The organism is Klebsiella sp. RIT-PI-d, assembly GCF_001187865.1.
Lineage (GTDB): Bacteria > Pseudomonadota > Gammaproteobacteria > Enterobacterales > Enterobacteriaceae > Superficieibacter.
This window is the reverse complement of sequence record NZ_LGIT01000009.1, coordinates 1,477,015-1,503,323: the sequence shown is the minus strand read 5'-3', so window position 1 is coordinate 1,503,323 and position 26,309 is coordinate 1,477,015. Positions and strand designations below refer to the sequence as shown.

Here is a 26,309-nt window from a genome sequence, read left to right as displayed (position 1 = left end):
GAATTGACGTAATACATCACGCTTACTTGCTTCTGGGTTCCCAGGGCAGGCGTGACAAATTAACTGAGGCGAGACGATGAGCGATCAGCCGCTGGCGAAACCAGTCGCGCAGATGTTCAGGCTGCTCCCGCTCCACCATCTCGGCCACGATGGGCATATTGTAACGCTCTTTAAACGCGACGGACGCGGCGGCCAGATCAACATTAATTTTGTCCATCTCCTGCTGGGGAAGCTGGGCTAGATTGGTTTGCATCGCTCTCTCCTGTCTCAAACATGCAAAAGTTTCCGGGGTTGGCGCAGAATAACACGTCTGCCAGTGACTATTCTCGACTAAGGCATTATACAGAGTTATTCTTTGGTGCAATTACATAACAAAAAGGAATGACATCATGACGTTTACGGCCTCTTCTGTACGCAGCATAGTCCTTCTGGTCAGTGCATTATTAACGACGCCTGCTGTTTTTGCTCATGCGCATCTTAAACATCAGTATCCGGCAGCGGATGCGGAAGTTGCGGCAGCGCCTCAGGCGTTAACGCTGAATTTCTCTGAAGGTATTGAGGCGAACTTTAGCGGTCTGACAGTAACCGGCCCCGCCCAGGCAATCATTGATACCGGCAACGCGAAACGTAATGAAAAAGATCCAACTCAGCTGATTGTGCCGCTGAATCAGCCTCTCACACCAGGGCAGTATACCGTAGACTGGCATGTTGTTTCGGTCGACGGGCATAAGACGCAGGGACAATATCACTTTAGCGTGAAATAACATGCTGGAGGAAGTGTGGACAGGACTGCGTTTCGTTCATTTTGCCGCGCTAATGCTGGGTTTTGGCTGCGTGTTTTTTTGTGCCTGGCTGGCTCCCGATGCGCTGCGTGAACGTCTCGCCCGCCGTTTTAGCTTATTTCTCCGCCTCCTGCTGACGCTGAATGCGTTGACTGCGCTCCTGCTCTTGATGGTGCAGGGCGGTATTATGGCCGGCGGCTGGTCAGATGTCTGGAAACCCGGTATCTGGCGGGCGGTAGCCGGCACCCAATTTGGCGCTATCTGGCAATGGCAGATTGTGATCGGTATGATAACGCTGGCGATAGCTGTCATATTGCCACGGCGCCATCTCGCGGTATTACTGATGCTTCTCGGCGCACAGTTAATCCTTCAGGCGAGCGTGGGCCACGCAGCAATGCATGCGGGCTTTACGGGTATAGCGCATCGGGCTAATCAGGTTGTGCATTTACTCTGTGGCTCGGTTTGGATCGGCGGGTTGCCTGTCTTTATCGCCTGTCTGAAGCTGGCGAATGGGCGCAGACGACAGTCAGCCATTTATGCCATGATGCGCTTTTCGCGTTACGGGCACCTCGCCGTCGCAGGGATACTTATTACCGGCATCAACAATGCATGGCTTATTCAGGGGGCGCTATTTAGCTCCTCTGCTTATGGGCGAGCACTGCTGCTTAAATGCGTACTGGTTGGGCTGATGGTTGCCATTGCGCTGGTGAACCGTTATATCCTGGTCCCCCGAATGAACCGCGATAACGCGCGTGCGCAGAGCTTTTTTATTCGTATGACTCAAACTGAAATGGTCCTTGGGGCGCTGGTACTGGCAGTTGTTAGCCTGTTTGCCACCTGGGAGCCTTTCTGAACAACTGGCGAAAACCATGAAAAAAATTGTGATGTTAGCTGTTTTACTGACGACTTCAGCCTCCGCACTGGCGGCCCCGGGTTTAATTACCGTCAGTCGTTTTGACATAGGCAAAGACAAATGGGCGTTTAACCGGGAAGAAGTGATGTTAACGTGCAGACCTGGCAATGCGCTAATGGTCATTAATCCTTCAACGCTGGTACAGTATCCGCTGAATGACATTGCTCAACAGCAAATTAAAGACGGTAAGATGAGCGGGCAACCCTTGAGCGTGATCCAGATTGACGATCCGCAGCATCCGGGGCAAAAAATGAGCCTGGCACCGTTTATTGAGCGGGCGCAAAAACTCTGTCAGTGATGAAAGAACAGGATTATTTCCAATAAAAAAACCGCGGGCTTATCGTGATGAAAAGCTGCGGTTTTTTTCTTTTTTTGACGCGACACTCAGGCGATATTTCTGGTCACTTTTACATCAGACTGGAAAACCTGGTATGGTCAACTATTATTATTAAGCACGGCGACTAAGCCTGCATTAATGCCAACTTTTAGCGCACGGCTCTTTCTCTGGAGCCATTTCCCTGGACCGAATACAGGAATCGTATTCGGTCTCTTTTTATCTTGTTGAATGCTAAGTGTTTTTCACGGCTTCACGCTGAGAACCACCAAAAATTCACTCATTCTCTGCATTCAGCTTAAACCATAACATAATCATCCCCACGGGCGTCCAGCTATTTTTGTGTCATTGATAAAATTTTATGCCCTCACCACCGCGGTGCAATGAACGGAGATGTGCCTTTGCGGGTTAACTCTTGTTTTCAGGTTAGTAAAGTGGATAAGGGCTCGGCTGCTATAGCGTGGTAAGGACTGACGGAGCGGGTAGTGATGCGCCCTCATTTATTTATAAAATTGCGCTATTTTCAGCGCCTCGTTTTGGGTTGGCGCAGACTGGTAAAAACCCCCTTCGGTCTTAATCGGAGAAACGATCCTGGATTCCAGGATGACGTCACCATTAAATAAAACGGTAAGCTTATTATTAAGATTATCCAGGAAGAGATCGTTGAATTTTTCTGAACACGTATCGCTACGCTTCACTTTAAAAAATACAACAGGAGATACAGGGTTTCTTGAAGATGCCTGTACCAGACACTCTTTTTTAAGAGAAAAAACGCGATTACCCGCTCTATATTCCAGTCCTTTAGCCGTATCCGGACTTTTACAGCCGATCGTTGATACCATCATAAGTATGATCAGCGAGATTCTGGCGCTTTTTTTTGTCATCGTCCCGCCGGAGATAATTGCATTTATCATTTCCCGGCCTCAAGCATCATTTCGAGATCGTGAAATATATCATTCCAGACGGCATCGCTTATAGGATGGCCTACCATGTTTCTGATAAAGATCGCACCTTCAGCGGCGAGATACAGGATCCTGTGTTTGCGCTCTTCGGGCGTTTCTACTTCGAAATTACCCATCCGTTTTTGGTACCAGGCTTTCATAAACTCACTTTGAGTTCCTGAGCCAACCTGAGCGGCCAGCAACGTCAAAACACGGCTGCCTGCTTCATTCGACTCCTCCTTTGTAGAACCAATGTGAGCCTGGAGCTGACTTTTCGCATCCGTCATAGCACCCAAATGATGTGCATATCTGGCTTGCTCTCTTTCCATCCATTTTTCAAGCAGGGCATCCAGAATCTTTTCTCTGGTACCAAAGACGGACTGCACGCTGGCTTTGGAAACACCCGCTTTTATGGCAATGGCACCAAATGACAGTGCCTGGGTACCTTCAATGCTTATCACCGCTTCGGCGGCATTAAGCAAAGCTTCACGATCTAGTGTCCTTGGACGGGCCATACTCTCTCCTTTATTGATTTAAATACGATCGTATGTTAATCTAAACTTACCTTATTTCATCCGTTTAATCTATTGATTGTCTTTTATGTTCAGGAGCTTGTATGGTTCATCTTCAACCAGTGTCACGAAGAGTGGTTTATGTCCTGTTATTTGAACTCTTCGCAATTATTTTTTCCTCTATGATACTGGCTGGTATAAGTAATGGCGAGGTAGCATCATCCTTTTTCATCGCTGCCGCGCTGTCTCTTATCGCTATAGTCTGGAATTATATCTATAATACACTATTTGAAATGTGGGAAAATAAAAATAATATCATCAACAGAAGCTTTTTTATTAGGGTAATGCACTCTTTGATATTTGAAAGTGGTTTCATTTTGATCGCAGTTCCACTGTTTATGTGGTGGTACCATGTCACATTTATCCAGGCATTTATAATGGAAATAGGGATAATTTTATTTTTCCTAATATATACGTTCGTATTTACCTGGATGTTCGATAAAATTTTTCCAAAAGTGGTTACAGGCTCCTGACCTGTTTTCTACCAGAAGAAGGGTCGCGGTGCGCCATGATGATGGACGTGCAGTCAGTACGGCAAATAAACCTGCCGACAAAGTGTCATTCCCGCTGCGCTAACAACCGAACTTAGAACGTATCCATGATTGCATCAAGGATCTCTTCACAAGAAAAATGGTGTAGGCTGGCTAAACTTTCTGCTAATTCCTCAAGGGTAGAACCTGAGATACGGTTACCCTCTGAGGGTTGTGCAAAAAAGCTGCCGTCTGACAGGCCAATATCATAGACATTATTACCAAGATAAATTTTTTCCATTTTCAGCTTCTTATCAGATACCGGCAACAAGAGGACAGGTGAAATTGTTACAGACAATGTAGCCTAACTGAAGCTACCAGAATTGTCAGGTTATTTTAGTCCTGCTTAACTGTTAGCCCGGGCGATAACGTTGTCATCTCAACTCGCCCGACGGGCGAATGTGTGAGAGTGAGATAGAAAGGAGGAAAGCAGACTAAAAATCGCTGTATTCCTGGGCGGGACGCCAGAAACCGTCAATAAAATCTTCGACAGGGTAACAACCGCCGTGGCGCATACGCTGATCGTGCATGGCGACCACACATTGCTGCTCGGTATTATAGACATCCACTATGATGTCGTCACAACCCCCATCAAGATAACAAATAAATAATACCAGTGCGTACATCCTGTCCTCAGGCCTGCAGAAATATAAACTAAGTGTAGGGGATGAAACGGTAGCGGGGAAATTCCAGGAATAAATAACCCGCCTCGGCGACGGGTTCATTATGGGTCAGGCAAGGCGCATTACCCATGAATTAGAGTTCTGGTCATAATGCTCGCGATAGAGCACAGAATGTTCACCGTCAAGTATCGCCGGCACGCTGGTATCAGGGTCCCAGGCATCAAGTTGCATACATAAATCTGGATCGGAGCTGCACGGGATCACAAGCGTTCGCTCGCCCTGGGTATCACCTTTCAGTTCAGCATCTTCAATCTCGAAGGCACCAATACGTACATTCGTCTTCGTCATATCGCTCTCCGTTGATCGGCTAAAAGTGTGGTACGACCAGTTTTGTCGTCCATCTTATAGCGTAGTCAACGGCATTAAATCCGCCACTCAGAAGATGCTGAATTCCGGTATGTCATTCGTTCTTGCTGGCAAATAAGCGCCCGTCACGCACCAGTTCACGTGGATAGCTGTTTTTAAGACGTGAGCCGACCTTTTTCGCCAGTCCCAGTGGATAACCCTGGTAGGTGACCAGAACGTCGTCTACTACCGGAGGATGCTGCGGATAAATATCCCGGCCGCGATACCACTCTTCGGCTTCGGTCTGGGTTAGCTCAAAACGCAGCTTATCACTGTGCGCCAGAGCGATAATTGCTTCGTGCTGCCAGCGAAAACCTTTGTTGTGACGCTCTGCCAGTTTGATGCCCGGTCGTGAAAAACGTACCTGAGTTAACATAGGTTCTACTTCGACGGGAAACAGCCAGATCTCTTTATCGCGCTGCCATAGCTTATGGTGGCAATCCCAGCTCACGCCGGCCAGGCTTGCAGCATGAACAATCTCAGCCGTCTCGCGCGTTTTCATCGGCATAAACGGAAACTTACCCATTTTATAACCCGGTGCGGGCAGCGCTTCTACGGCGGCTGTTTTACGCAGGCGAGCAACAAAGAAGCCTTCGCAGTCAAATAGTTGCGGAAAAACGCGTAAAAAGCCGTCTGCGGTCGCTGCCTGACTGGCCCCGGTAAACAGGCTATCCAGCGGTACTATCTCCACGGCGTGGGGAAAGCGGGAAAGCAGCCAGTGCACCACGTTTTCATTTTCGTCATGATTCAGGGTGCAGGTGGAGTATACCAGGGTTCCTCCCGGCCGCAGGGCGTGAAACGCGCTTTCGATAAGCTCACGTTGGGTAGCGGCAATATCAAGGTTACTTTCGGGTGACCAGTTTTTTAGGGCATCAGGATCTTTACGTACTACACCTTCACCGGAGCAGGGCGCATCCAGCAGAATAGCATCGAAGATTTCCGGCAGTGCCGCGCCAAATACACGCCCGTCAAAATGGGTTAACGCGACATTGCTGACGCCACAGCGGCTAATATTGGCATGAAGTACTTTCACCCGACTGGCGGAAAATTCGTTGGCCAGGATCACGCCCTGATTGTCCATTTTGGCCGCGATCTGAGTAGTTTTTGAACCCGGCGCGGCGGCGACATCCATCACCCTCAGAGGTCGTGTATCATCGGCAAAAAGGGCCGTGACCGGCAGCATTGAACTGGCTTCCTGAATGTAGAACAGGCCGCTGAGATGCTCCGCCGTGCTACCCAGAGGTAATGCTTCGTCATCTTCTCGCGCGATCCAGAAGCCTTCTGTGCACCACGGGATCGGTGTCAGTTGCCAGCCGTAAGGCGCAACCAGCGTTAAGAAATCGGCAACGGTTATTTTAAGCGTATTAACTCTGATGCTGCGACGCAGAGGACGCTGACAGGCAGCCACAAAATCGTCGAATAAGAGATGGGCAGGCATGATCGCCCGCATTTGGGTCAGAAATTCATCAGGAAGAAAAGCAGAGCTGGTAGCCACGGCGCACACCACTGAAAAAAACGGGTGCGCAGTGTACCACATCTGCTCCGGCGCAGGTACGCCGGAGCAGGAGAGGTTAACGTGGCAGGGCCGTTCCCCACTGACGCCACTCTTTCGGCTCGCTTTCCTGCAACAGGAAGTGTTTCCCTTCCTGCGCTTTCGGCGACAGCGGCGTACCCGGTGGTGTTGCAAAGGCAATGCCACCGCGAATGAACTGGTTGAACGTCCCGGTTTTCACCATCCCGCCGGTGATGCCAAAGTCCAGGGAGTACCCTGAAGCCAGCCAGAACACCGAGTTATTACGCACCAGATGCTGATACCGTTTACTGATGCGCATGTTAATCATAATGCGATCGGAAAGTGAGCCAAGCGTCAGGCCCGTCACTGTCCCGACTTCAATGCCGCGGAACAGAACCGGGGTGCCGATATTTAACGATCCGGCTTCCGGCGCTTCAACCACCAGACTCAGACCATCCAGATAGCGTGAATCGGTAATCGTTGCTTCCTGAAGCTCAAATTCACGGCGGACATTACCCTGACCCGGTTCAACGTTAATGTACGGCTGTAACAACGTATCCAGATGTTCCACACCAGCGGCAGAAATTTGCGGCGTCACCACCGAGAAGCGCGTACCGGATCGGGCGAAGGTTTGCATATATTCCGGATAAAGGACCGCTTTGGCCTGCACCTCATTGCGTGAGGTGATGAGATTTAGCGTCTGCACCTGGCCGATATCAATCCCTAAATAGCGAATCGGCATGCCGGCGGCCAGTTTACCGGCATCGAAAGCATGTAACGTGATCTGACCACCTACCGCGCGCGCTTCCGTCTCGGACGCATAAAGAATGCGTTTATCGCCTTTACGTAAGCCGCCGCCAGCACCGTTCAGATTATCGAAGCTAATCGCACCTTTGATCGCCCGGGAAAGAGGAGAGGCCTGTACCGTCAGACCGCTGCCGTTGAGCTGTACCTTCGCGCCGCCCTCCGCCCAGAATACCGTGTCTTTGGTCAGCAGGTTTTGATATTCCGGCTTGATGTGCAACTCAATATCAAAGGCATTGGCACGCGGACGCACGGTAATAACTTCGCCGACTTCAAACTTACGATACAGAACTACGGACCCCGGCTGAACGTCAGGCAGGGCGCTGGCCGTCAGCGTCAGCGTCGTGGTCGGCAAATCGCTGAGGCTATTCTCCAGCGCTTTTTCCAGATTCGCGTACAGCGGATAACTGGACTTCATTTCGCCGGTTTTACCCGGCAGAATGCGTACGCCGCCGCTAAGCCATTCGCTGGCGCTGGCGCCTAAAAACTCCACGCCATCAAGGCCTACTTTTACGTCAACCCGACTATTGACCACGAATTTGCTGTCACCATGAACCAGGTCGCGATACTGCGGATCGACCGCGATGGCAAACGAGACGCCTTTGTTCGACAGCTTACGTTCAAGGACCTGCCCAATCTGCACGCCGTGCAGGATAAGCGGCTGGCCAGTATCGATGCCATAACTCTCCGGTGCAGTCAGGGTAAGCGTGAGAACATTGGGCTCCTGCAACAGCGTTTTATTGGCCGGCAGCACCACAAAGTGATCGCGCGGTTCACCTTCGCCGGGGACTAGCTCGAACGTGCTACCGGTCAGCAATGAACTGATACTGGCATTATCCAGCGATAATTTTGGGTTGCGCAGTTCAATACGTGTCTTCTCGCGCAGCAGATTCACCACGCTCGGATCAACGGTCATCTCGCCAGTGACTGCGCCACCGGGATTAAGTTTAATTTTACTCAGCTCGCCGACTTCCAGCCCCTGATACATCAAGCGGGTCGATCCGGCTTTAAGCCCGTTGCCGCCGGGTAAGTCAAGTTTAACTATCACGCCGCGCTGGCTGTGGGCCAGATCTTCATAAAGACCGTATTCGTCATCCTGGCTTGCAGGCTTTGATTCATCGGGTGAGTCAAATGCAATCGCGCCATTTACCAGGGCTGCCAGGCTCTCAAGCTGAATATTGGCTCCGCTAAGATCGATATCGGCCTTTATGCCTGAAACGTTCCAGAAGCGACTGCCTTTTTTCACAAGATTGGTAAAGCGACGTTCAATCAGAACATCAACGGTTACCCCTTCTTTATTCGGATTGATTGTATAGTCATAGACCCGACCAACCGGAATTTTACGAAAATAGACCAGAGAACCACTGTTTAGCGAACCAAGATCTGGCGCGTGAAGGTGGATCATTAGCTCGCCGGTATTAAGACGGTATTTAGGCTGCGTATCCAGCGCGGTAAAGTGATCTTCCGGTTCACCTTTGCCGGGCATCATGCCGATATAGTTGCCGCCAACCAGCGCATCCAGACCTGAAACTCCCGCCAGCGAGGCTTTCGGGGTGATAAGCCAGAACTGGGTTTCCCGACGAAGCGCATCTTTCATATCGCTTTTAATGCTGGCTGTGACTTCAATCTTTTTCAGATCCTCACTGAGACGGATCTCCTGAACCGTACCGATTTCCACCCCCTGATAACGTACAGGCGTACGTCCGGCGACGATGCCGTCAGCAGACATAAAATCGATAGTGATCGTCGTTCCACGCTCTTCATAACTGCTCCAGATTAACCAGCCAGCAATAAGCAGAGCGATGACAGGCAGCAGCCAGAATGGCGAAATGCGCCTTTTTGTTTTAATTCGCGCTTCAGTCGTCGAAGCGGGCGTTTCCTGACTCATGTGCATCCCAAAGTAAGCGGCTATCCAGCCATTCAACAGCAAGAATTGTCAAAATTACCGCTGCGCCAAAATAAAACGCAGCTGGCCCCATGGTAAACGCGAGCAACTGGTCGCGATTGATAAGCGACATTGTCAGCGAAATAACAAATAAATCCAGCATTGACCATCGGCCGATCCAAATCACCATGCGCAGCAGATTAATGCGCAGGCGCAGCCCATGGGCCCATTTAAAGTGAATACTAATAAGTAGCGTAAACAGTACAATCACTTTGGTAAAGGGGACCAGGATACTGGCAACAAACACCACTGCCGCTACCGCGACATTACTGCTGGCAAGCGACATTATCCCGGAGAAAATCGTATCCTCCTGGCGCCCGCCGTTGAGATAAATAACGGAGATAGGAAGCAGGTTAGCAGGCACCAAAAAGATTAGCGAGGCGGTTAACGCCGCCCAGCATTTTTGCAGACTATGACGGCGGCGCAGACGCAGGGGAATATGACAGCGCGGACAACGCCCGTTTTTGTCTGGCAAACCGGTAAAATGACATCCCAGGCAAACTCGCAGATCGGGATGAATGCGCAATGCCGGGCGCGTCGGATAAAACCGTTCCCACAGCTGCTCGACGTTAAGATGAATAAGTGTCAATACGCTTAAGAGCATCAGCGCGACAAAGGCCAAAAGCCCAATACCGGGTTGCAGGTAAGCATAATCCTGTACTTTGATTGCCGCGACACCAATTCCTACCAGATAGATGTCGAGCATTACCCACTCTTTGAGTTTATCCAGCATCAGCAGCACCGGGCGCAGATTCATGCCGAGAATGTTGCCCAGCCACAGATAGGCGATCGCACAGACCAGCACCAGCGGCGCGCCGATAGTGCAAAACAAAACCATGGTAGCTGTGATCGGATCGCCCATCTCCTTCATTTGCCAGATCCCCTGTAGCACATTGGCATCAATACGGACGCCCAGCAGGTAGATCCGCAGCAGAGGCTCATTCCAGGCGAAGGGCATCAGCAGCAGCATCGCAATGGCCATTGCGCCGAGACGCGTCAGCGACCAGTCGCGACTGTCACGAATTTTTGCCTCGCATTGCGGGCAGTATGCGCTTTGATTCGATTTCATGACCGGCAACATAAAAAGCGTATCGCATTGCGGACAACGTTGATACTGTGCGCGAGGCAACGGATCGCTAACCGAATGGACGATAATTTTTTTCGACGGTCTAAAGGTGTTTGCTTTAAGTGCCATTTAGTGAGAACAGAAATGAATATATAACACTATATTAACTCATGAATCGGATTCACCTTGAGCCTAAACGCATTTAATGCTTATTTTATAGGGCAAAGAGTCGGACAAAGAGCCGAAGCGAATTTTAATACAAATGGTTGGATAATGAACAAAACAGAATTTTACGCGGATCTGAACCGTGATTTAAAGGCATTAATGGCAGGCGAAACCAGTTTTCTGGCGATTCTTTCCAATACCAGCGCGCTGCTTTTCGAACGTCTGGAAGCGGTTAACTGGGCAGGATTTTATTTACTGGAGGGCGAAACGCTGGTTTTAGGTCCCTTCCAGGGGAAAATTGCCTGCGTGCGCATTCCGTCAGGACGCGGTGTTTGCGGCACGGCGGTGGCTGAAAATCGTATTCAGCGCGTTGATGATGTCCATGCATTTGCCGGTCACATCGCCTGCGACTCTGCCAGCAATGCAGAAATCGTATTGCCGTTGACGGTAGAAAATCAGATTATTGGCGTTCTGGATATCGACAGCACCGTCTTCTCGCGCTTCACAACCGAGGACGAGCAGGGGCTAAGTGAGCTGGTTGAGCATCTTGAGAAACTGCTTGCCGCCAGTGATTATCAAAAATTCTTTGCCCTCAAAGCAGGATAATCAACGGATAACGTAGCATTTACCGATAGCGTCATTATAATGACGCCTGTTCATGCCTGCGGGCTTGTTGGCTACGTCCGTTGTAATCAGGAAATTTCATGGAAAATCAACCTAAGTTGAATAGTAGTAAAGAAGTTATCGCATTTCTGGCCGAACGTTTTCCTCAGTGTTTTAGTGCTGAAGGTGAAGCGCGTCCGCTTAAAATCGGCATTTTTCAGGATCTGGTCGCCCGTGTTGAAGGTGAAATGAACCTCAGCAAGACTCAGCTTCGCTCCGCACTGCGTTTGTATACCTCAAGCTGGCGTTACCTGTACGGCATTAAAGCGGGTGCAACCCGTGTCGATCTCGACGGCAATGCCTGCGGTGAACTGGATGAGCAGCACGTTTTACACGCTCGCCAGCAGCTGGAAGAGGCGAAAGCGCGCGTACAGGCACAGCGTGCTGAGCAGCAGGCGAAGAAGCGTGAAGCAGCAGGTGAAGGCCAGCAGCCGACCGACGCCCCGCGTCGCGAACGTAAGCCGCGTCCTCCGGTTCGCCGTAAAGAAGATGCTGAACGTAAATCTCGCGCCGCTAAACCGGCACCAAAAGCGCAGCCTGTTGCCCGTGAAGAAAAATTCACGCCGGTTTCAGATCTCTCTGCGCTGACCGTGGGCCAGTCCCTTAAGGTGAAAGCGGGTAATAGCGCTATGGATGCTACCATCCTGGAAATCACCAAAGATGGCGTTCGAGTACAGCTGACGTCTGGTATGTCAATGATTGTACGCGCAGAACACCTGGTGTTCTGAAACGGAGGCCAGGCCTGGCATGAACACATTTTTTAAACTCACTGCAATCGCAGGCATGTTTTTAGCGGCAGGCCATGCTTTTTCAGCGGATGAGATCACGCGTGCCGATCAGATTCCGGTTCTTAAGGAAGATGTTCAGCACTCTACGGTAAGCGAGCGTGTTACATCGCGTTTCACGCGCTCGCATTACCGTCAGTTCGATTTAGATAAGGCCTTTTCCGCCAAAATCTTCGATCGTTATCTGAACCTGCTTGACTACAGTCACAACGTCCTGCTGGCCAGCGACGTTGAAAAGTTTGCAGATAAAAAAACGGTGCTTGGCGACGAGCTGCGTTCAGGCAAGCTTAACGTCTTTTATGATCTGTATAATTTGGGGCAGCAGCGTCGTTTCGAGCGTTATCAATATGCGTTAAAAGTGCTGGAACGTCCGATGGATTTTTCCGGCAACGATACGTTTAACCTCGATCGCAGCAAGTCCCCGTGGCCCAAAGACGAAGCAGAGTTAAACGCGCTGTGGGACGGTAAAGTTAAGTATGATGAACTGAGCCTGAAACTGACCGGCAAAACCGACAAAGAGATCCGCGAGACGTTAAACCGTCGCTACAAATTTGCGATCCGCCGGCTGGCGCAGTCCAACAGTGAAGACGTTTTCTCTCTGGCGATGACCGCATTCGCTCATGAAATCGATCCGCACACTAACTATCTGTCACCGCGCAATACCGAGCAGTTCAATACCGAAATGAGCCTCTCGCTCGAAGGGATTGGTGCCGTATTACAAATGGATGATGATTATACGCTGATCAACTCAATGGTCGCCGGTGGACCGGCGGCGAAAAGCAAAGCGATCTCGGTGGGCGACCGTATTGTTGGGGTCGGCCAGGTCGGACAGACCATGGTCGATGTCATTGGCTGGCGTCTTGACGATGTTGTAGCGCTGATCAAAGGCCCAAAAGGCAGCAAGGTTCGCCTTGAAGTATTGCCGGAAGGTAAGGGCACTAAAACGCGTATTGTTACTCTGACCCGTGAGCGAATTCGTCTCGAAGACCGCGCGGTTAAGATGACGGTAAAAAACGTCGGTAAAGAGAAAGTCGGCGTGCTGGATATTCCGGGCTTTTATGTTGGTCTGACCGATGACGTCAAGGTACAACTGCAGAAGCTCGAGAAACAGAACGTCAGCAGCGTCATTATTGATTTACGGACTAACGGCGGCGGAGCGCTGACTGAAGCTGTATCGCTTTCCGGCCTGTTTATTCCGTCTGGCCCTGTGGTCCAGGTACGCGATAATAACGGTAAGGTTCGTGAAGATAGCGACACTGACGGCGTGGTCTATTACAAAGGTCCACTCGTCGTGCTGGTCGACCGTTTCAGCGCTTCAGCTTCTGAAATCTTTGCGGCGGCAATGCAGGATTATGGCCGGGCGCTGATTGTGGGTGAACCTACCTTCGGTAAAGGTACGGTGCAACAGTATCGTTCTCTGAACCGTATTTACGATCAGATGTTGCGTCCGGAATGGCCTGCGCTAGGTTCTGTGCAGTATACCATCCAGAAATTCTACCGCATCAACGGCGGCAGTACTCAGCGCAAAGGTGTGACCCCCGATATCCTCATGCCAACCGGCACGGAAGAGACGGAAACCGGCGAGAAATTTGAAGATAATGCGCTGCCGTGGGATAGCATCAATGCGGCAACCTTTGTGAAGTCAGGTGATTTGACGCCTTTTGGACCTGAACTGCTGAAAGATCACAATGCACGCATTGCTGAAGATCACGAGTTCCAGTACATCATTAAAGACATCGCCCGCTTTAATGCGCTGAAGGATAAGCGAAACAACGTTTCTCTTAATTACGCCCAGCGTGAGAAAGAAAATGCTGAAGATGATGCGACGCGTCTGGCGCGGATTAACGACCGATTTGCGCGGGAAGGTAAGCCGTTACTGAAAAAACTCGACGATTTGCCGAAGGATTATCAGGAACCTGACCCGTATCTTGATGAAACGGTGCATATCGCCGTGGATTTATCCCATCTGCAAAAAGAGCAGCCGGCGAAAAGCAAATAGTAACAGGCACCGGACAAATTTCTGTTCGGTGCTTTTTTTACATTCTCCCCCGACGTAAGAAACCCCCGCTAAAATGTAAAGTTGCGTTATTCTCGTGACTTAGCGCGCCAGATTGCTTGAAAATGGCGATAATACCCATACGATATGGGTATCGCATAGTGCGTTTTGTTAAGCTGAGGTTAAAAAATATTATGATGCGAATCGCGCTTTTCCTGATGACCAACCTGGCTGTTATGGTGGTGTTTGGGCTGGTGCTAAGCCTGACGGGAATTCAGTCGAGCAGTATGACTGGCCTGCTAATTATGGCGCTGCTGTTTGGTTTTGGTGGTTCGATTGTTTCACTATTAATGTCGAAATGGATGGCCCTTAAATCTGTCGGCGGTGAAGTGATTGAGCAGCCGCGCAACGAAACAGAGCGCTGGCTGATGCAAACCGTATCACAGCAGGCTAATCAGGCGGGTATCGCCATGCCGCAGGTGGCCATTTACCATGCGCCGGATATCAACGCGTTTGCCACGGGTGCGCGCCGTGATGTGTCGCTGGTGGCGGTCAGTACCGGGCTGTTACAGAACATGAGCCGTGATGAAGCTGAGGCGGTTATCGCCCATGAAATCAGTCACATCGCGAATGGTGATATGGTCACCATGACCCTGATTCAGGGGGTGGTGAACACGTTTGTGATTTTCATCTCGCGCGTACTGGCCCAGATAGCCGCGGGTTTTCTCGGTGGCAACCGGGATGAAGGTGAAAGTAACAACGGCAACCCGCTGATTTATTTTGCGGTTGCGATGGTGCTGGAACTGCTGTTCGGCATTCTGGCGAGCATGATCACCATGTGGTTCTCGCGCCACCGTGAGTTCCATGCAGATGCGGGCTCGGCACGTCTGGTGGGGCGTGAAAAAATGATTGCCGCCCTGCAGCGTCTGAAAACCAGCTATGAGCCGCAGGAGGCCAGCAGCATGATGGCATTCTGTATTAACGGTAAGTCGAAATCGCTGAGTGAGTTTTTTATGACTCACCCGCCGCTGGATAAGCGTATTGAAGCGCTGCGCAGCGGCGAATACCTCAAGTAGTTGTTGTCCTCAATGCCCGGCTGCTAAACACGGCCGGGTTTTTTATGCCTGCGCCCGGGGCTGGGTCATGCGTAAACCGCTGACAATTGCCGCCATAACGGCCAGTACACCCGCCAGCAGCAGACAGGTATGGGTGCCCGCATCGCTAAACAAATTAAACATCAGGGCCACCAGCGCCGCACCAATACTTTGCCCCAGCAAGCGTGCCGTACCCAGCATTCCACTGGCTCCGCCACTGCGCTGACGTGGCGCTGATGAAATAATAGTATGGTTATTGGGAGACTGAAACAAACCGAATCCCGCACCGCACAGCAGCATTGGCCAGATGATATTCCAGTCAGATGGCGAGGCGGGTAGTAAGGCCAGTCCAAACAAACCGCAGGCCATCACTATCATGCCCAATGACCCCAGCAAGCCCGCGTGAACTTTTTCAATCAAATATCCTGCCAGCGGAGCCATGATCATTGTCGCCAGAGGCCACGGCGTCAGTAATAGCCCGGTTTCTACCTCACTGCGTCCGACAATGGATTGCAGGAAAAAGGGCAGGGAGACCATTGCCAGCATTTGCGCACAGAACGAGCAAATTGACGTGCAAAGAGATAACGAAAAAACAGGAATACGCAGCAGATCAATAGGCAGAAGCGGCACCGGAAGCTGTAACTGGCGGCGAACAAAGAAATAGCCTGCGACCAGCATCACGAATACCTCAAGCATGACCAGTTCTTTCGATTGCCCCTGCGCAAAACCGCTTAGGGCCGCGATCAATAAGCCAAATGTCAGCGCATTCATTACTGCACTCGGGAGATCAAATCGTGGCGTGCTGGTACGCGGGCCGTTGGCCGGCAGAAAACGCAGCGCCAGCACCAGGGCGATAATCCCTAACGGCACATTAATCAAAAATAGCCACTGCCAGGAGGCCACTGAGAGAATACCTGCTGCGATGGTCGGACTGGCAGCAGACGAAACGGCAACCACAAACGAGTTAATTCCCATTCCCCGGCCCAGTTGACGCGCCGGATAAATAAGGCGGATTAACGCGGTATTCACACTCATTAATGCCGCGCCGCCGAATCCCTGTGCGACACGGGCAAGCGTCAGCGTGAGTAATGAGTCAGAGAGCGCACAGGCAAGCGACGAAAACGTGAAAACCACCAGTCCGATTTTATAGATCCGCCGATAACCAAACATGTCTCCGAGAAATGCCAGCGATAAGAGGGTGATAACAATCGCGATTTGATAGGCATTGACTATCCATATGGACGACGCGGGCGAGGCATTCAGGTCGCCTGCAATGGTTGGCAGGGCGACATTAGCGATTGCACCATCCAATACGGCCATTGCGATGCCAAGAACGATGGTCGCAATTGCACCGTAACGCTGAGCCGTCGGCAGGCCGTCAGAAAACGTGTTTTTCATAGTGTAAAAAGATAAGGTGAGCAAATGATTGTCTGGAAAATAATTCTAGCACTAATAATTCGAAGCCAGTTCGCAGATTTGTAACGAAGAAGCAGAAGAACCGTTGCGGCCGGAGGGGCGCGAATTTATAATAAAAACTCGTTCTGATTTTTATAAAACAAAACCCGAGGTGATAAATGGCACTCGCAGATTTGGATAAGCAGCCAGATTCTGTCTCTTCAGTATTGAAGGTTTTTGGCATCCTGCAGGCGCTTGGCGAAGAGCGTGAAATTGGGATCACCGAACTGTCGCAGCGCGTCATGATGTCGAAAAGCACCGTTTATCGCTTTTTGCAGACCATGAAATCACTGGGGTATGTCGCTCAGGAAGGGGAGTCTGAAAAATACTCCCTGACCCTTAAGCTGTTTGAACTGGGCGCGCGCGCGCTGCAAAATGTTGATTTAATCCGCAGCGCGGACATCCAGATGCGGGAGCTTTCGCGCCTGACAAAAGAGACGATTCACCTTGGTGCCCTGGATGAAGACAGCATTGTCTACATCCATAAAATTGATTCCATGTACAACCTGCGCATGTATTCACGTATTGGCCGCCGCAATCCGCTTTATAGCACCGCAATTGGTAAAGTGCTGCTGGCATGGCGCGAGCGGGATGAAGTCGTGCAGATCCTTGACGGCGTGGAGTATAAACGCAGCACCGATAGCACGATCACCAGTACGCAAGCGCTGCTGCCGCTGCTCGATCAGGTGAAAGCACAGGGGTTTGGCGAAGATAATCAGGAGCAAGAAGAAGGTCTGCGCTGCATCGGCGTGCCGGTTTTTGACCGTTTTGGCGTGGTCATTGCTGGGTTGAGCATCTCTTTCCCAACGCTGCGTTTTTCTGAAGAAAGACTGCACGAGTATGTCGCAATGTTACATACCGCGGCACGTAAAATTTCAGAGCAAATGGGGTATAACGCTTACCCGTTCTGATTATTATCACGCCGCCCAATGCGGCGTGATAGTCACAGAGTTTAACTTATCGTTGACGACGGCAACCTGTCCGCGTCGTTAAGGCAAAGCCAAAATATCTTAATAACCAGACTTTCAGGCAGTTAACTCCCTGTTTAAGATAAGCATGTTAACCTGGCTTTATAAGATGACGATGTGGAGTCCGGTGTGAAAAAATTTAGATGGGTGCTTCTGGCAGGCGCAATTGTTGTTGGTTTGCTGATCTGGACCCAGTTGCTCAATGCATTGTGCGATGAGGACGTACAATTTTTCAGTGGCATTTGTGCGATAAATAAATTCATTCCCTGGTAAGCATTTTTTGCATCAGTGATTTCCTTCCTTAGCGCGAGTGGTAAGATAGCGTGTTTCCTTTGAGGTGGTGAAATGAATGAATTAATCAATTCCGGGATGCTGAATATTGCCTCCCTGCTGGTGTCTCTGCTTGTACTGATTGTGGGGCTGGTGCTGTGGTTTTTTATCAATCGCGCAAGCTCCCGAACCAATGAGCAAATAGAACTTCTGGAAGCGCTGCTCGATCAGCAAAAGCGACAGAATGCGTTGCTTCGTCGGCTTTGTGAAGCCAATGAACCTGAGAAAGCGGCGACGCCCTCCCATTCTGCAGACGTTAGTGCGGGCGAAGATGATTTTATTCGCCTGGTAGCCGAACGCTAATCAGCATTACCCGGCAGGCATTTTACCGTGCCGGGTTTTTTCTTACCTCTGCTCGTTTTCAGTGCAAATCGGGTATGGTGATATCGATAAGTGTGTAAAGTATGATGGCTTAATAAGCCGCGTTCTATTGGCACTGTATAAACAATATCTCCGACATCATTTCTCTTTAAGAATGAACTTATCTTCATCGAAACGTTTTCATTGCCTTTCAATGATGCAATATTACCCGTGTTTCATTATTTTGGTGCATATTATAAAAGCATTAAATTATCATTAAGCATTGATTAAACTTTAGCTGGTCTGGTTAAAAAACATGCCCTGGCTAATTCTTGTCTATGATTTTTTACGCATAACTATGCATAAAATCATCTAAGTTGGCGATGAGTAGTGGCCAGTATCCACGTTTATGCTTCCGCAAAACAAGACGAAAGAGGGTGCTGAAGCCCTTCATAGCGCTATTTCCCTGCCTCAGGCCTCGGATCGGTAAAAATTACGGATGCTGTAGAAATCGCATAAAATGTGGATCGGCAATAAAACGACTAATAAATATGTGCGATGGATCGATACCTGTTTAAAAATGGCTTGCCATAATTAACGTTATATGTGATAACACCTTCAGGTTAAACGAGGTACAGTCCTGTTTATATGTGGCATTTCAGTAAAGAAGTTCTGAGTAAACACCTTGCGTTGAATACCGCTTCTCTGCCGAACCTTTTATTTGTGCCTCAAGCAGTAATGTAAAGTCTCAGTTTTATCCATGCTAGAGCCTTCGGGCAAAGAAAACTCTCTAAGGAATTTTGCAAATGGCAAAGATCAAAGGTCAAGTTAAGTGGTTCAACGAATCTAAAGGTTTTGGTTTCATTACGCCTGCTGACGGCAGCAAAGATGTGTTTGTACACTTCTCTGCAATCCAGGGTAACGGCTTCAAAACTCTGGCTGAAGGCCAGAACGTTGAGTTCGAAATTCAGGACGGCCAGAAAGGTCCGGCTGCTGTTAACGTAACTGCAATCTGAATTTAATACCACTGATCTTGTCGCGCGCAGCGCATCACTATCAGCTTTAAAGCCTCGCCATAGCGGGGCTTTTTTACGATTATTTTTCAAAGTGTTACAGTAAGCCTCTTCTCGTCGTGCTTTGTTGCAAAACGACATCATAATTCGCACCGCTCTCTCGTCGTAACGGGTATTCTCCAGCCCGATCATCGCGTTATCATCGACGAATGGAGTCTGCGTGCAGAATAAAAAAAGTAATACAGGTCATCCTTTCACTGCGGTGCGTTTTGGGCTGGTATGTGTCGTCATTTTAGGTTGTCTGGGGCTATTGCTGGCGCGGGTCGGCTGGTTACAAATTGTGGAGCCAGACGATCTGGTGAAGCAAGAGGATATGCGTTCATTACGTGAAATTCCGTCGGCAGCACCTCGCGGAATGATCGAGGATCGCAATGGCAGACCGCTGGCGGTCAGCGTACCGGTGGATGCCATCTGGGCCGACCCTCTGACGTTGTTAGACAAAGGTGGGCCAGGCACCGATGCGCGCTGGCAGGGGCTGGCAACGCTTTTGAATATGTCACTGGATACGCTCTCGCAACGTATTAACGAGCATCCACATTCAAGGTTTATTTACCTTGCCCGGCAGGTCGATCCCCAACAGGCAAAATGGGTCGGCAAACTTAACTTACCCGGCATTAACCTGCGCGAAGAGTCCCGGCGCTTTTATCCGGCGGGACACGTTGCTGCTAATCTGATTGGATTTACCAATATCGACGGGCAGGGAATTGAGGGTGTAGAAAAAAGCTTTAATGCTGAGTTAACCGGTAAACCTGGTGCCCGGCTGGTCCGCCGCGATCGTCATGGTCAGGTTATCGAAAATCTCACCGACATTACGCCGGTTCCGGCGCACAACATCCAGCTCAGTATCGATGAGCGTTTGCAAACCGTAACGGAAGATGCACTGGATAACGCTGTCCGCTGGAATAAAGCTCAGTCGGGGGCGGCAGTGCTTATTAAGATCGATACCGGTGAAATTCTCTCGATGGCCAGTTATCCGGATTTCAACCCTAACAACCGGGAAAAGGCCACGCTGGATGATTTTCGTAACCGGGCGATCAGCGATACGTTTGAACCGGGTTCTACGGTTAAACCCCTGGTTATCATGACTGCACTTCAGCAGGGTATTGTGCAACCGGGAAGCGTGGTCGATACCCATCCCTATACCCTTGATGGCCATCGTATTCGCGATGTGGGCTTTTATCCCGAACTGACCCTGACCGGCATCTTACAGAAATCGAGTGATACCGGCGTTTCCAGGCTTTCGCTGGCAATGCCGGTGCAACACCTGCTGGATACGTATGAACATTTTGGCTTTGGTGAGCCAACCGGGCTTGGGCTGACAGGTGAGAGCCGTGGCCTTCTGCCACAGCGTCGCTACTGGGGGCTGCTGGATCGCGCAACCTTTTCTTTCGGCTACGGTCTGATGGTTACGCCGCTACAGCTGGCGCATGTGTATGCCACGATTGGCAGCTTTGGTCTTGAGAAACCGCTGTCGATTACCCGTATCGATCCGCCGGTGTTAGGTAAAAGAGTGATGCCGGAAGAGATCGTTCATCAGGTTGAACATATGATGGAAAGCGTTGCCCTGCCAGGCGGTGGGGGAACTAAAGCCGCAGTACGCGACTACCGGGTGGCGGTGAAAACCGGGACGGCCAAAAAAATTGGCGATGACGGAAAATATATTGATAAATATGTCGCTTATACCGCAGGTGTCGCGCCTGCCAGTCATCCGTTGTTTGCCCTGGCGGTAGTCATTAACGATCCGCAGAACGGCAAATACTATGGCGGGGCAGTTTCCGCGCCCGTTTTCAGCCAGATTATGGGTGATGTATTACGACTGGAAAATGTCATGCCGGATGGTATGGCTCCGGACGCCGAACACCTGCTGGTAGTGCACGCGTCCTCTGTTGACCGGACCTCATTGTAATGATTTCCTCCATGGGCGATAAGCGTTACACTTTCGCCCTCGAATTTTTCCCGGAGTCGTTATGTCTTACAGTTGCCCGCTTTGCCATGCCCCACTGACCCGGCATGATAACAGCTATCTTTGCCCGCAGCGGCATCAGTTCGACCAGGCAAAAGAGGGGTACGTAAATCTGCTGCCGGTACAACATAAGCGTTCACGCGATCCGGGTGACAGTGCAGAGATGATGCAGGCGCGGCGTGCCTTTCTCGATGCCGGGCATTATCAGCCGCTGCGTGACGCGCTGGTGGAAAGGTTGCGGCATATTGCTCCGCAAACGCTTCTGGATATTGGATGTGGAGAGGGATATTACACCCATGCTTTTGCTGATGTTGCCGGAGATACATGGGGGCTTGATGTCGCAAAAGCGGCTATCCGGCCGGCGGCTAAACGCTATCCTCAGGTGAATTTTTGCGTTGCCTCCAGCCAGCGTCTGCCGTTTAATGCGCACAGCATGGACGCCGTTATGCGTATTTATGCGCCCTGTAATCCGCAGGAGCTGGCGAGAGTAGTTAAGCCTGGAGGGTGGGTGATCACAGTAACGCCGGGGCCCCGGCATTTAATGGAGCTGAAAGGGCTTATCTATCCGCAAATTCATTTGCATGAACCGACCAACGAACCACTTACCCATTTTGAGCTTTATGAACATAACTCGCTGAGTTATGAGATGGCGTTACGTGGGGAAGAGGCCGTGGCACTACTGCAAATGACGCCTTTTGCCTGGCGGGCAAAGCCGTCAGTGTGGCAAACGTTAGCAACCCAGGCGGTATTTCGCTGCCAGACTGATTTCAGTATTCACTGCTGGCAGCGGGAAAGTTAACCGGCGTAGTGGCTCCAGAGGATCTGGCAGCCGATGCCGATAAGCACCACGCCGCCGAGGATCTCTGCCCGCTTGCCCAGCAGCGGGCCTATAAAGCGACCAAGCATGATACCGAGGGTGGACATCACAAGTGTTGCGCAGCCAATGGCCAGCGCGGTGGTAATAATGTTGACCTGCAAAAATGCCAGACCGACGCCAACCGCCATTGCATCAAGACTGGTGGCAATCGCCGTAGTGACCAGCAGGAAAAAACCATGGCGGTGCTGCGGCTCGCCCCTCTCATCCTCATTATCGCGAAAACCTTCGATAACCATACGGCAGCCTAAAAACAGCAGCAGGAAAAAGGCAATCCAGTGGTTCCACTCCAGTACAAACTGGGTGGCCAGCATACCCAGTGCCCAACCAATCAGCGGCGTTAGCGTTTCGACTGCCCCAAAGATAAGACCGGTACGCAGGGCTTCAGAGAATTTAGGTTTGTGAAGAGTGGCACCCTTTCCGATAGAGGCGGCGAAAGCATCCATCGACATGCCGAGAGCAAGGAGAACGGTAGCGGATAAATTCATAATAACGTCCTGACCGGGAACCATTAAACACATCACCACCCCCAGTAAACAGTGGTTGATGCGCCTATGGTCTCGCCTGATCGCAGTACTGCGACCCGTACGCGCCACGTCTTTCAACGAGTATGTTGACACGTACATTTCCGGGAACGGTGGAAATCGGCTACTCCCCAATGACGGGCGCAACCTTAACATATTTAATTAATATCAGACAATAACAAAAAATAGTTATTTCATCGTCAGAGTGATAACGATTTTCATTTGCTGCCATACGTAAATAAAACGTTAATAAGTATAAGCGTATTCATGAGTGAATATAGCCGTGGCTATATTCATAACCTCAGGCTAAAAAGAAATATAGCTATGGCTAATTTTATAACTAACTAATTTGCAACAAGTAATTTATATATTCTCTCTAAATCGTCTATATTTCGTACCCTTACCAGCAGCCGGCGATGTTCCAGTTGTATAACCAGAACACCATCTTCGGATAAATTCATCTCTTTAATCCGGCTATATTCTATCCACACATTGGCAAAGAAAAACCCGTCTTTCTTGAAAATGATTTTCGGCACCCTGATCCAAAATAGATACAGTCCCATTAATGCCAGCGCACTTAATAACCATGTGGTTATTATTGCGCCATGGATGCTCACGTTATTGTAGATAAGGATGCCGATTAATCCGACGAAGATAAAGCTGTCAATGCGCCCACGTCGCAGCAGAGGTACCGCGAGCAGGACAGGGCCATGACGGCGAGGCATGATGAACTGATCGTAGAGAGCAAATCCCAACAGCAGGGCGATAAACAGAACCAGCACAATATCGGTCAGGGTCATTTATTTTCCTCAAAAAAAAGCCGGGGCATAGCCCCGGCGGCACAACGTATTATTACAGACCCAGCAGGCCAACCGCATATCCGGCGATACCGATAACAAAGAACCCGATGATGATCCAAAGTGGGTTAACTTTCTTACGCAGTAGCCACATACAGGCGAAAGTAAGCAGCAGAGGAACCAGACCCGGCATAAGCTGGTCAAGGATCGTCTGGACGGTGGTGACGTTTTCTTTACCGGTCTGGTCGGTGATCCGCGATACGACCAGCGGAATGTTAACGTGCGTCCACTTGTTTACCAGCGCTCCCATGACAAACAGGCCGAGAATTGACGCCCCCTCAGTCAGTTTCTGCAGAAAGCCGCCGCCCATATCTTTTACGATATCAATACCTTTACGGTATCCGTAGGCCACACCGTAATAACGGGTTGCCAGACGAACCGCGTTAAACAGGATGAAGAACAGCAGGGGTCCCAGCAGGCTACCGCTCATCGCGATACCGGCACCCAGCGCGGCAAATACCGGGCGTACCGTTCCCCAGAAAATCGGGTCGCCGACGCCGGCCAAAGGCCCCATCAGACCGACTTTGATGCCGTTAATGGCCCCGTCGTCGATCTCTGCACCATTGGCACGCTGTTCTTCCATCGCCAGCGTCACGCCCAGAACCGGTGCTGCGACATAAGGATGGGTGTTAAAAAATTCCAGGTGACGTTTAATTGCCTGACGGCGCGCTTCGTTATTTTCCGGATACAGGCGTTTAATAGCCGGCACCATGGAGAAGCAAAAGCCCAGCGCCTGCATACGTTCGAAGTTCCATGAACCCTGAAACAGGTTAGAACGCAGGAATACGCCACGAATATCACCCGGAGTCAGTTTCTTCTCGGTAGTCGTTTTAGTGATATCAACCATTTCGTTCACCTGTTAGTCCAGTTCATTATCAAGATCGTTTGCACCAGCCGCCGGAGCCGGGGCGCCTGCGCTACGGTTGTATTTCGGGCTCAGCTGGATGTACAGAACTGCCATCACTGCGCCGATAACGCCGAGTGCAACCAGGTTGAAGTTAGTAAAGGCTGCAGTTACAAAGCCCAGGTAGAAGAACGGCATCAGGTAGCCTGCGCGCATCATGTTGATGACCATCGCATAACCGACGACTACGATCATCCCACCTGCGATATTCAGACCGCCGGTCACCACTTCCGGAATAGCGTTCAGCATATTCTGGACTTCACTGGTCCCGACAGAAATTGCCACGATCACGGCCGGAATAGCGATACGCATCGCTTGCAGGAACAGGGAAGAGACGTGGATCCAGGAGAGGGCCGTCAGGTTGCCGCTGTCTGCCGCCTTATCCGCTGCGTGCTGGAACGCCACGGTAATAGTACGAACGATGATAGTCAGAACCTGACCGGCGGCTGCCAGTGGGATAGCCAGCGCGATACCAGCACCGATGCTTTGATGTCCCGCAATGACCAGAATGGTCGAAATAATGGAGGCCAGTGCCGCATCAGGTGCAACAGCGGCACCGATGTTCATCCACCCCAGGGCAATCATTTCCAGAGTACCACCGATAATAATACCGGTCTTCATATCTCCAAGAACGATACCGATGAGGGTACAGGCCACCAGCGGGCGGTGAAACTGAAACTCATCGAGAATCGATTCCATGCCCGCGATACACGCTACGATAAATACCAGTACAATCTGAAGAGTGGTAATCTCCATTGCACTTCTCCTATGAACGTAAGACTAAAATATGAAATAAATAACGTCTGCGCGATGGGTTATTTACTGACTTTTGCGATCAATTCCATCATTTTCAGTTTTTGATCGCTTGAAACTTTACGAACTTCAAGCTCAATGCCGCGATCGTTCAATTGTCTGAACGCTGCGATATCTTTTTCATCGACTGAAACCGCGTTATTAACCTGCGTTTTACCCTGACGGAATGCCATGCCGCCAATATTGACTGAGGTGATTTTCACCCCACCTTCCACCAGACGCTCAACATCCGTTGGATTGGTAAACAGCAGCATGACGCGCTCACCCGCGTATTTCGGATTATTGTAAACGCGGATCATTTTATCGATATCAACTACGTGTGCCGTCACGCCCGGAGGCGCAACCTGGGTTAGCAGCGTTTTACGCACGGTATCTGCCGCCACTTCATCACTGACAACGATAATACGACGTACGTTGGTTTCTTTCGTCCAGCGGGTCGCCACCTGACCGTGAATTAAACGGTCGTCGATGCGGGCAAGACCAATGACCATGTAGTCATTCTCACCCATAGGTTTTGCAGGCGTTGCCGGGCGTGGTGCCGCCGCTGCAACGGGCGCAGGCGCAGCCTGTTCAACCGGTTTCGCTTTCAGTGCTTTCACACCTTCACGACCCGTTTCAACCGCCAGAGCTACCAGTTCATCAAACGTCGGATTATCATCGCGACCCATTAACGTTTCGACCAGCATCGGGATATTCACGCCGGCGATAACTTCGTAGTGCTCTTTATCGACGACAATACGGCTTGCAGCATTAAACGGGCTGCCTCCCCATGTATCGACGAGAAATAGCACACCGTGGGTAGTATCAAGCTTTGCTAATTGCGCGTTATACTTCTCAATCAGCGTTTCTGCATTTTCGCCGGGCACAAAATCAATCCAGCCGACGTTTTCCTGCTCGCCTAAAAGCATTTCAGCGGTTTTAAGCAGTTGTTCTGCAGCCCAACCGTGTGTACCAATTACAATAGCAATCGTCACTTGCTACCTCCTTTATTATCGTTAATACATCGACTCTCGGATGCATTGTGAATCGTTTTAGGAAACCGAATCGATTCAGATCTCTATTTGGCCCAAAACTCATTACTACGGTGAATTATTTTAGATAGTAAAAAAATAAATAA

Annotated in this window: 29 protein-coding genes, 1 pseudogene and 1 riboswitch; of the genes and pseudogenes, 15 read left to right on the top strand and 15 right to left on the bottom strand. The window is 50.4% G+C overall.

Going from position 1 to position 26,309, the window contains the following annotated elements; genetic code table 11:
• Window positions 1-22: 22 nt before the first annotated feature.
• Window positions 23-253, bottom strand: a complete 231-nt coding sequence (locus tag AC791_RS13495; protein WP_049840933.1) for a DNA polymerase III subunit theta — start codon at window positions 251-253, stop codon at window positions 23-25.
• A 136-nt stretch (window positions 254-389) separates the two neighbouring features.
• On the opposite strand from AC791_RS13495, the gene yobA reads away from it, so the two are divergent.
• From yobA to AC791_RS13480, 3 genes are read left to right on the top strand one after another with little or no spacing between them, the layout of a single operon-like run.
• Complete coding sequence (yobA, locus tag AC791_RS13490) at window positions 390-764, top strand: CopC domain-containing protein YobA (RefSeq protein ID WP_049840932.1); 375 nt, start codon at window positions 390-392, stop codon at window positions 762-764.
• Window position 765: 1 nt separating this feature from the next.
• On the top strand, window positions 766-1,635 hold the full coding sequence (gene copD / locus AC791_RS13485) for a copper homeostasis membrane protein CopD (RefSeq protein ID WP_049840931.1): 870 nt from the start codon (window positions 766-768) through the stop codon (window positions 1,633-1,635).
• A gap of 16 nt (window positions 1,636-1,651) precedes the next feature.
• The gene (locus tag AC791_RS13480; RefSeq protein WP_049840930.1) at window positions 1,652-1,993 is read left to right on the top strand and encodes a YebY family protein; all 342 of its coding nucleotides are present in this window, start codon (window positions 1,652-1,654) and stop codon (window positions 1,991-1,993) included.
• A gap of 536 nt (window positions 1,994-2,529) precedes the next feature.
• On the opposite strand, the gene AC791_RS13475 is transcribed toward AC791_RS13480, so the two are convergent.
• Entirely contained in the window at window positions 2,530-2,943 is a 414-nt protein-coding gene (locus AC791_RS13475) for a hypothetical protein (RefSeq protein ID WP_049840929.1), read from the bottom strand.
• Window positions 2,940-3,485, bottom strand: a complete 546-nt coding sequence (locus AC791_RS13470; protein ID WP_049840928.1) for a TetR/AcrR family transcriptional regulator — start codon at window positions 3,483-3,485, stop codon at window positions 2,940-2,942. The genes AC791_RS13475 and AC791_RS13470 overlap by 4 nt, the downstream gene beginning before the upstream one ends.
• 101 nt (window positions 3,486-3,586) lie before the next feature.
• On the opposite strand from AC791_RS13470, the gene AC791_RS20965 reads away from it, so the two are divergent.
• Complete coding sequence (locus tag AC791_RS20965; protein WP_049840927.1) at window positions 3,587-4,015, top strand: PACE efflux transporter; 429 nt, start codon at window positions 3,587-3,589, stop codon at window positions 4,013-4,015.
• A 112-nt stretch (window positions 4,016-4,127) separates the two neighbouring features.
• Here AC791_RS20965 and AC791_RS13460 read toward each other — a convergent pair whose 3' ends face one another.
• The 6 genes from AC791_RS13460 to yebS form a co-directional block, all read right to left on the bottom strand.
• Window positions 4,128-4,313 carry a hypothetical protein gene (locus AC791_RS13460; protein WP_049840926.1) on the bottom strand — a complete coding sequence of 62 codons (186 nt, stop codon included), beginning with the start codon at window positions 4,311-4,313 and terminating at the stop codon, window positions 4,128-4,130.
• Window positions 4,314-4,506: 193 nt separating this feature from the next.
• Window positions 4,507-4,698 (bottom strand): YebW family protein, encoded by a 192-nt coding sequence (locus AC791_RS13455; RefSeq protein ID WP_049840925.1) that lies wholly within the window; start codon window positions 4,696-4,698, stop codon window positions 4,507-4,509.
• 105 nt (window positions 4,699-4,803) lie between these two features.
• Complete coding sequence (locus AC791_RS13450; protein ID WP_049840924.1) at window positions 4,804-5,043, bottom strand: YebV family protein; 240 nt, start codon at window positions 5,041-5,043, stop codon at window positions 4,804-4,806.
• Between the two features lie 112 nt (window positions 5,044-5,155).
• Window positions 5,156-6,595: a 16S rRNA (cytosine(1407)-C(5))-methyltransferase RsmF gene (gene rsmF, locus AC791_RS13445; protein ID WP_049841637.1), complete on the bottom strand. Its 1,440-nt coding sequence runs from the start codon at window positions 6,593-6,595 to the stop codon at window positions 5,156-5,158.
• Window positions 6,596-6,671: 76 nt separating this feature from the next.
• Entirely contained in the window at window positions 6,672-9,305 is a 2,634-nt protein-coding gene (locus AC791_RS13440) for a PqiB family protein (protein WP_049840923.1), read from the bottom strand.
• Window positions 9,274-10,557 carry a membrane integrity lipid transport subunit YebS gene (gene yebS / locus AC791_RS13435; RefSeq protein ID WP_049840922.1) on the bottom strand — a complete coding sequence of 428 codons (1,284 nt, stop codon included), beginning with the start codon at window positions 10,555-10,557 and terminating at the stop codon, window positions 9,274-9,276. Before yebS ends, AC791_RS13440 begins: the two co-directional genes overlap by 32 nt.
• Before the next feature lie 144 nt (window positions 10,558-10,701).
• Between yebS and AC791_RS13430 the strand changes: the two genes are divergently transcribed.
• The 4 genes from AC791_RS13430 (at window position 10,702) to htpX (ending at window position 15,113) form a co-directional block, all read left to right on the top strand.
• Entirely contained in the window at window positions 10,702-11,199 is a 498-nt protein-coding gene (locus AC791_RS13430; protein ID WP_049840921.1) for a GAF domain-containing protein, read from the top strand.
• A gap of 98 nt (window positions 11,200-11,297) precedes the next feature.
• Window positions 11,298-11,984, top strand: a complete 687-nt coding sequence (gene proQ, locus AC791_RS13425) for an RNA chaperone ProQ (protein WP_049840920.1) — start codon at window positions 11,298-11,300, stop codon at window positions 11,982-11,984.
• A gap of 19 nt (window positions 11,985-12,003) precedes the next feature.
• Window positions 12,004-14,040: a carboxy terminal-processing peptidase gene (prc, locus tag AC791_RS13420; RefSeq protein WP_049840919.1), complete on the top strand. Its 2,037-nt coding sequence runs from the start codon at window positions 12,004-12,006 to the stop codon at window positions 14,038-14,040.
• A gap of 191 nt (window positions 14,041-14,231) precedes the next feature.
• Complete coding sequence (gene htpX, locus AC791_RS13415; RefSeq protein WP_049841636.1) at window positions 14,232-15,113, top strand: protease HtpX; 882 nt, start codon at window positions 14,232-14,234, stop codon at window positions 15,111-15,113.
• Between the two features lie 42 nt (window positions 15,114-15,155).
• Here the strand turns inward: htpX and AC791_RS13410 are convergent, their stop codons facing one another.
• Entirely contained in the window at window positions 15,156-16,529 is a 1,374-nt protein-coding gene (locus AC791_RS13410) for an MFS transporter (RefSeq protein ID WP_049840918.1), read from the bottom strand.
• Window positions 16,530-16,705: 176 nt separating this feature from the next.
• Here AC791_RS13410 and kdgR point away from each other — a divergent pair, with 176 nt between their 5' ends.
• From kdgR to rlmA, 7 genes and pseudogenes are all read left to right on the top strand, one after another.
• Entirely contained in the window at window positions 16,706-17,497 is a 792-nt protein-coding gene (kdgR, locus tag AC791_RS13405; protein WP_049840917.1) for a DNA-binding transcriptional regulator KdgR, read from the top strand.
• A 186-nt stretch (window positions 17,498-17,683) separates the two neighbouring features.
• Window positions 17,684-17,827: a PhoP/PhoQ regulator MgrB gene (mgrB, locus tag AC791_RS13400; RefSeq protein ID WP_049840916.1), complete on the top strand. Its 144-nt coding sequence runs from the start codon at window positions 17,684-17,686 to the stop codon at window positions 17,825-17,827.
• 72 nt (window positions 17,828-17,899) lie between these two features.
• On the top strand, window positions 17,900-18,187 hold the full coding sequence (locus AC791_RS13395; RefSeq protein ID WP_049840915.1) for a YebO family protein: 288 nt from the start codon (window positions 17,900-17,902) through the stop codon (window positions 18,185-18,187).
• 645 nt (window positions 18,188-18,832) lie between these two features.
• A pseudogene (locus AC791_RS20395) lies at window positions 18,833-18,978 on the top strand (DUF2627 domain-containing protein).
• A gap of 12 nt (window positions 18,979-18,990) precedes the next feature.
• Window positions 18,991-19,200, top strand: a complete 210-nt coding sequence (gene cspE, locus AC791_RS13390; RefSeq protein ID WP_001062678.1) for a transcription antiterminator/RNA stability regulator CspE — start codon at window positions 18,991-18,993, stop codon at window positions 19,198-19,200.
• 217 nt (window positions 19,201-19,417) lie between these two features.
• On the top strand, window positions 19,418-21,163 hold the full coding sequence (gene ftsI, locus AC791_RS13385) for a peptidoglycan glycosyltransferase FtsI (RefSeq protein ID WP_049840914.1): 1,746 nt from the start codon (window positions 19,418-19,420) through the stop codon (window positions 21,161-21,163).
• Between the two features lie 61 nt (window positions 21,164-21,224).
• A complete protein-coding gene (gene rlmA, locus AC791_RS13380) occupies window positions 21,225-22,019 on the top strand; it encodes a 23S rRNA (guanine(745)-N(1))-methyltransferase (RefSeq protein WP_049840913.1) in 795 nt (264 codons plus the stop codon).
• On the opposite strand, the gene mntP is transcribed toward rlmA, so the two are convergent.
• The 5 genes from mntP to manX form a co-directional block, all read right to left on the bottom strand.
• Entirely contained in the window at window positions 22,016-22,582 is a 567-nt protein-coding gene (gene mntP / locus AC791_RS13375) for a manganese efflux pump MntP (RefSeq protein WP_049841635.1), read from the bottom strand. The genes rlmA and mntP overlap by 4 nt on opposite strands.
• A 1-nt stretch (window position 22,583) precedes the next feature.
• Window positions 22,584-22,763: riboswitch (yybP-ykoY riboswitch) on the bottom strand.
• 199 nt (window positions 22,764-22,962) lie between these two features.
• The gene (locus AC791_RS13370) at window positions 22,963-23,418 is read right to left on the bottom strand and encodes a DUF986 family protein (RefSeq protein WP_049840912.1); all 456 of its coding nucleotides are present in this window, start codon (window positions 23,416-23,418) and stop codon (window positions 22,963-22,965) included.
• A 52-nt stretch (window positions 23,419-23,470) separates the two neighbouring features.
• On the bottom strand, window positions 23,471-24,322 hold the full coding sequence (gene manZ / locus AC791_RS13365; protein WP_049840911.1) for a PTS mannose transporter subunit IID: 852 nt from the start codon (window positions 24,320-24,322) through the stop codon (window positions 23,471-23,473).
• 12 nt (window positions 24,323-24,334) lie between these two features.
• On the bottom strand, window positions 24,335-25,135 hold the full coding sequence (gene manY / locus AC791_RS13360; protein WP_049840910.1) for a PTS mannose transporter subunit IIC: 801 nt from the start codon (window positions 25,133-25,135) through the stop codon (window positions 24,335-24,337).
• A 59-nt stretch (window positions 25,136-25,194) separates the two neighbouring features.
• Window positions 25,195-26,166: a PTS mannose transporter subunit IIAB gene (gene manX, locus AC791_RS13355; protein WP_049840909.1), complete on the bottom strand. Its 972-nt coding sequence runs from the start codon at window positions 26,164-26,166 to the stop codon at window positions 25,195-25,197.
• Between the last annotated feature and the right edge of the window lie 143 nt (window positions 26,167-26,309).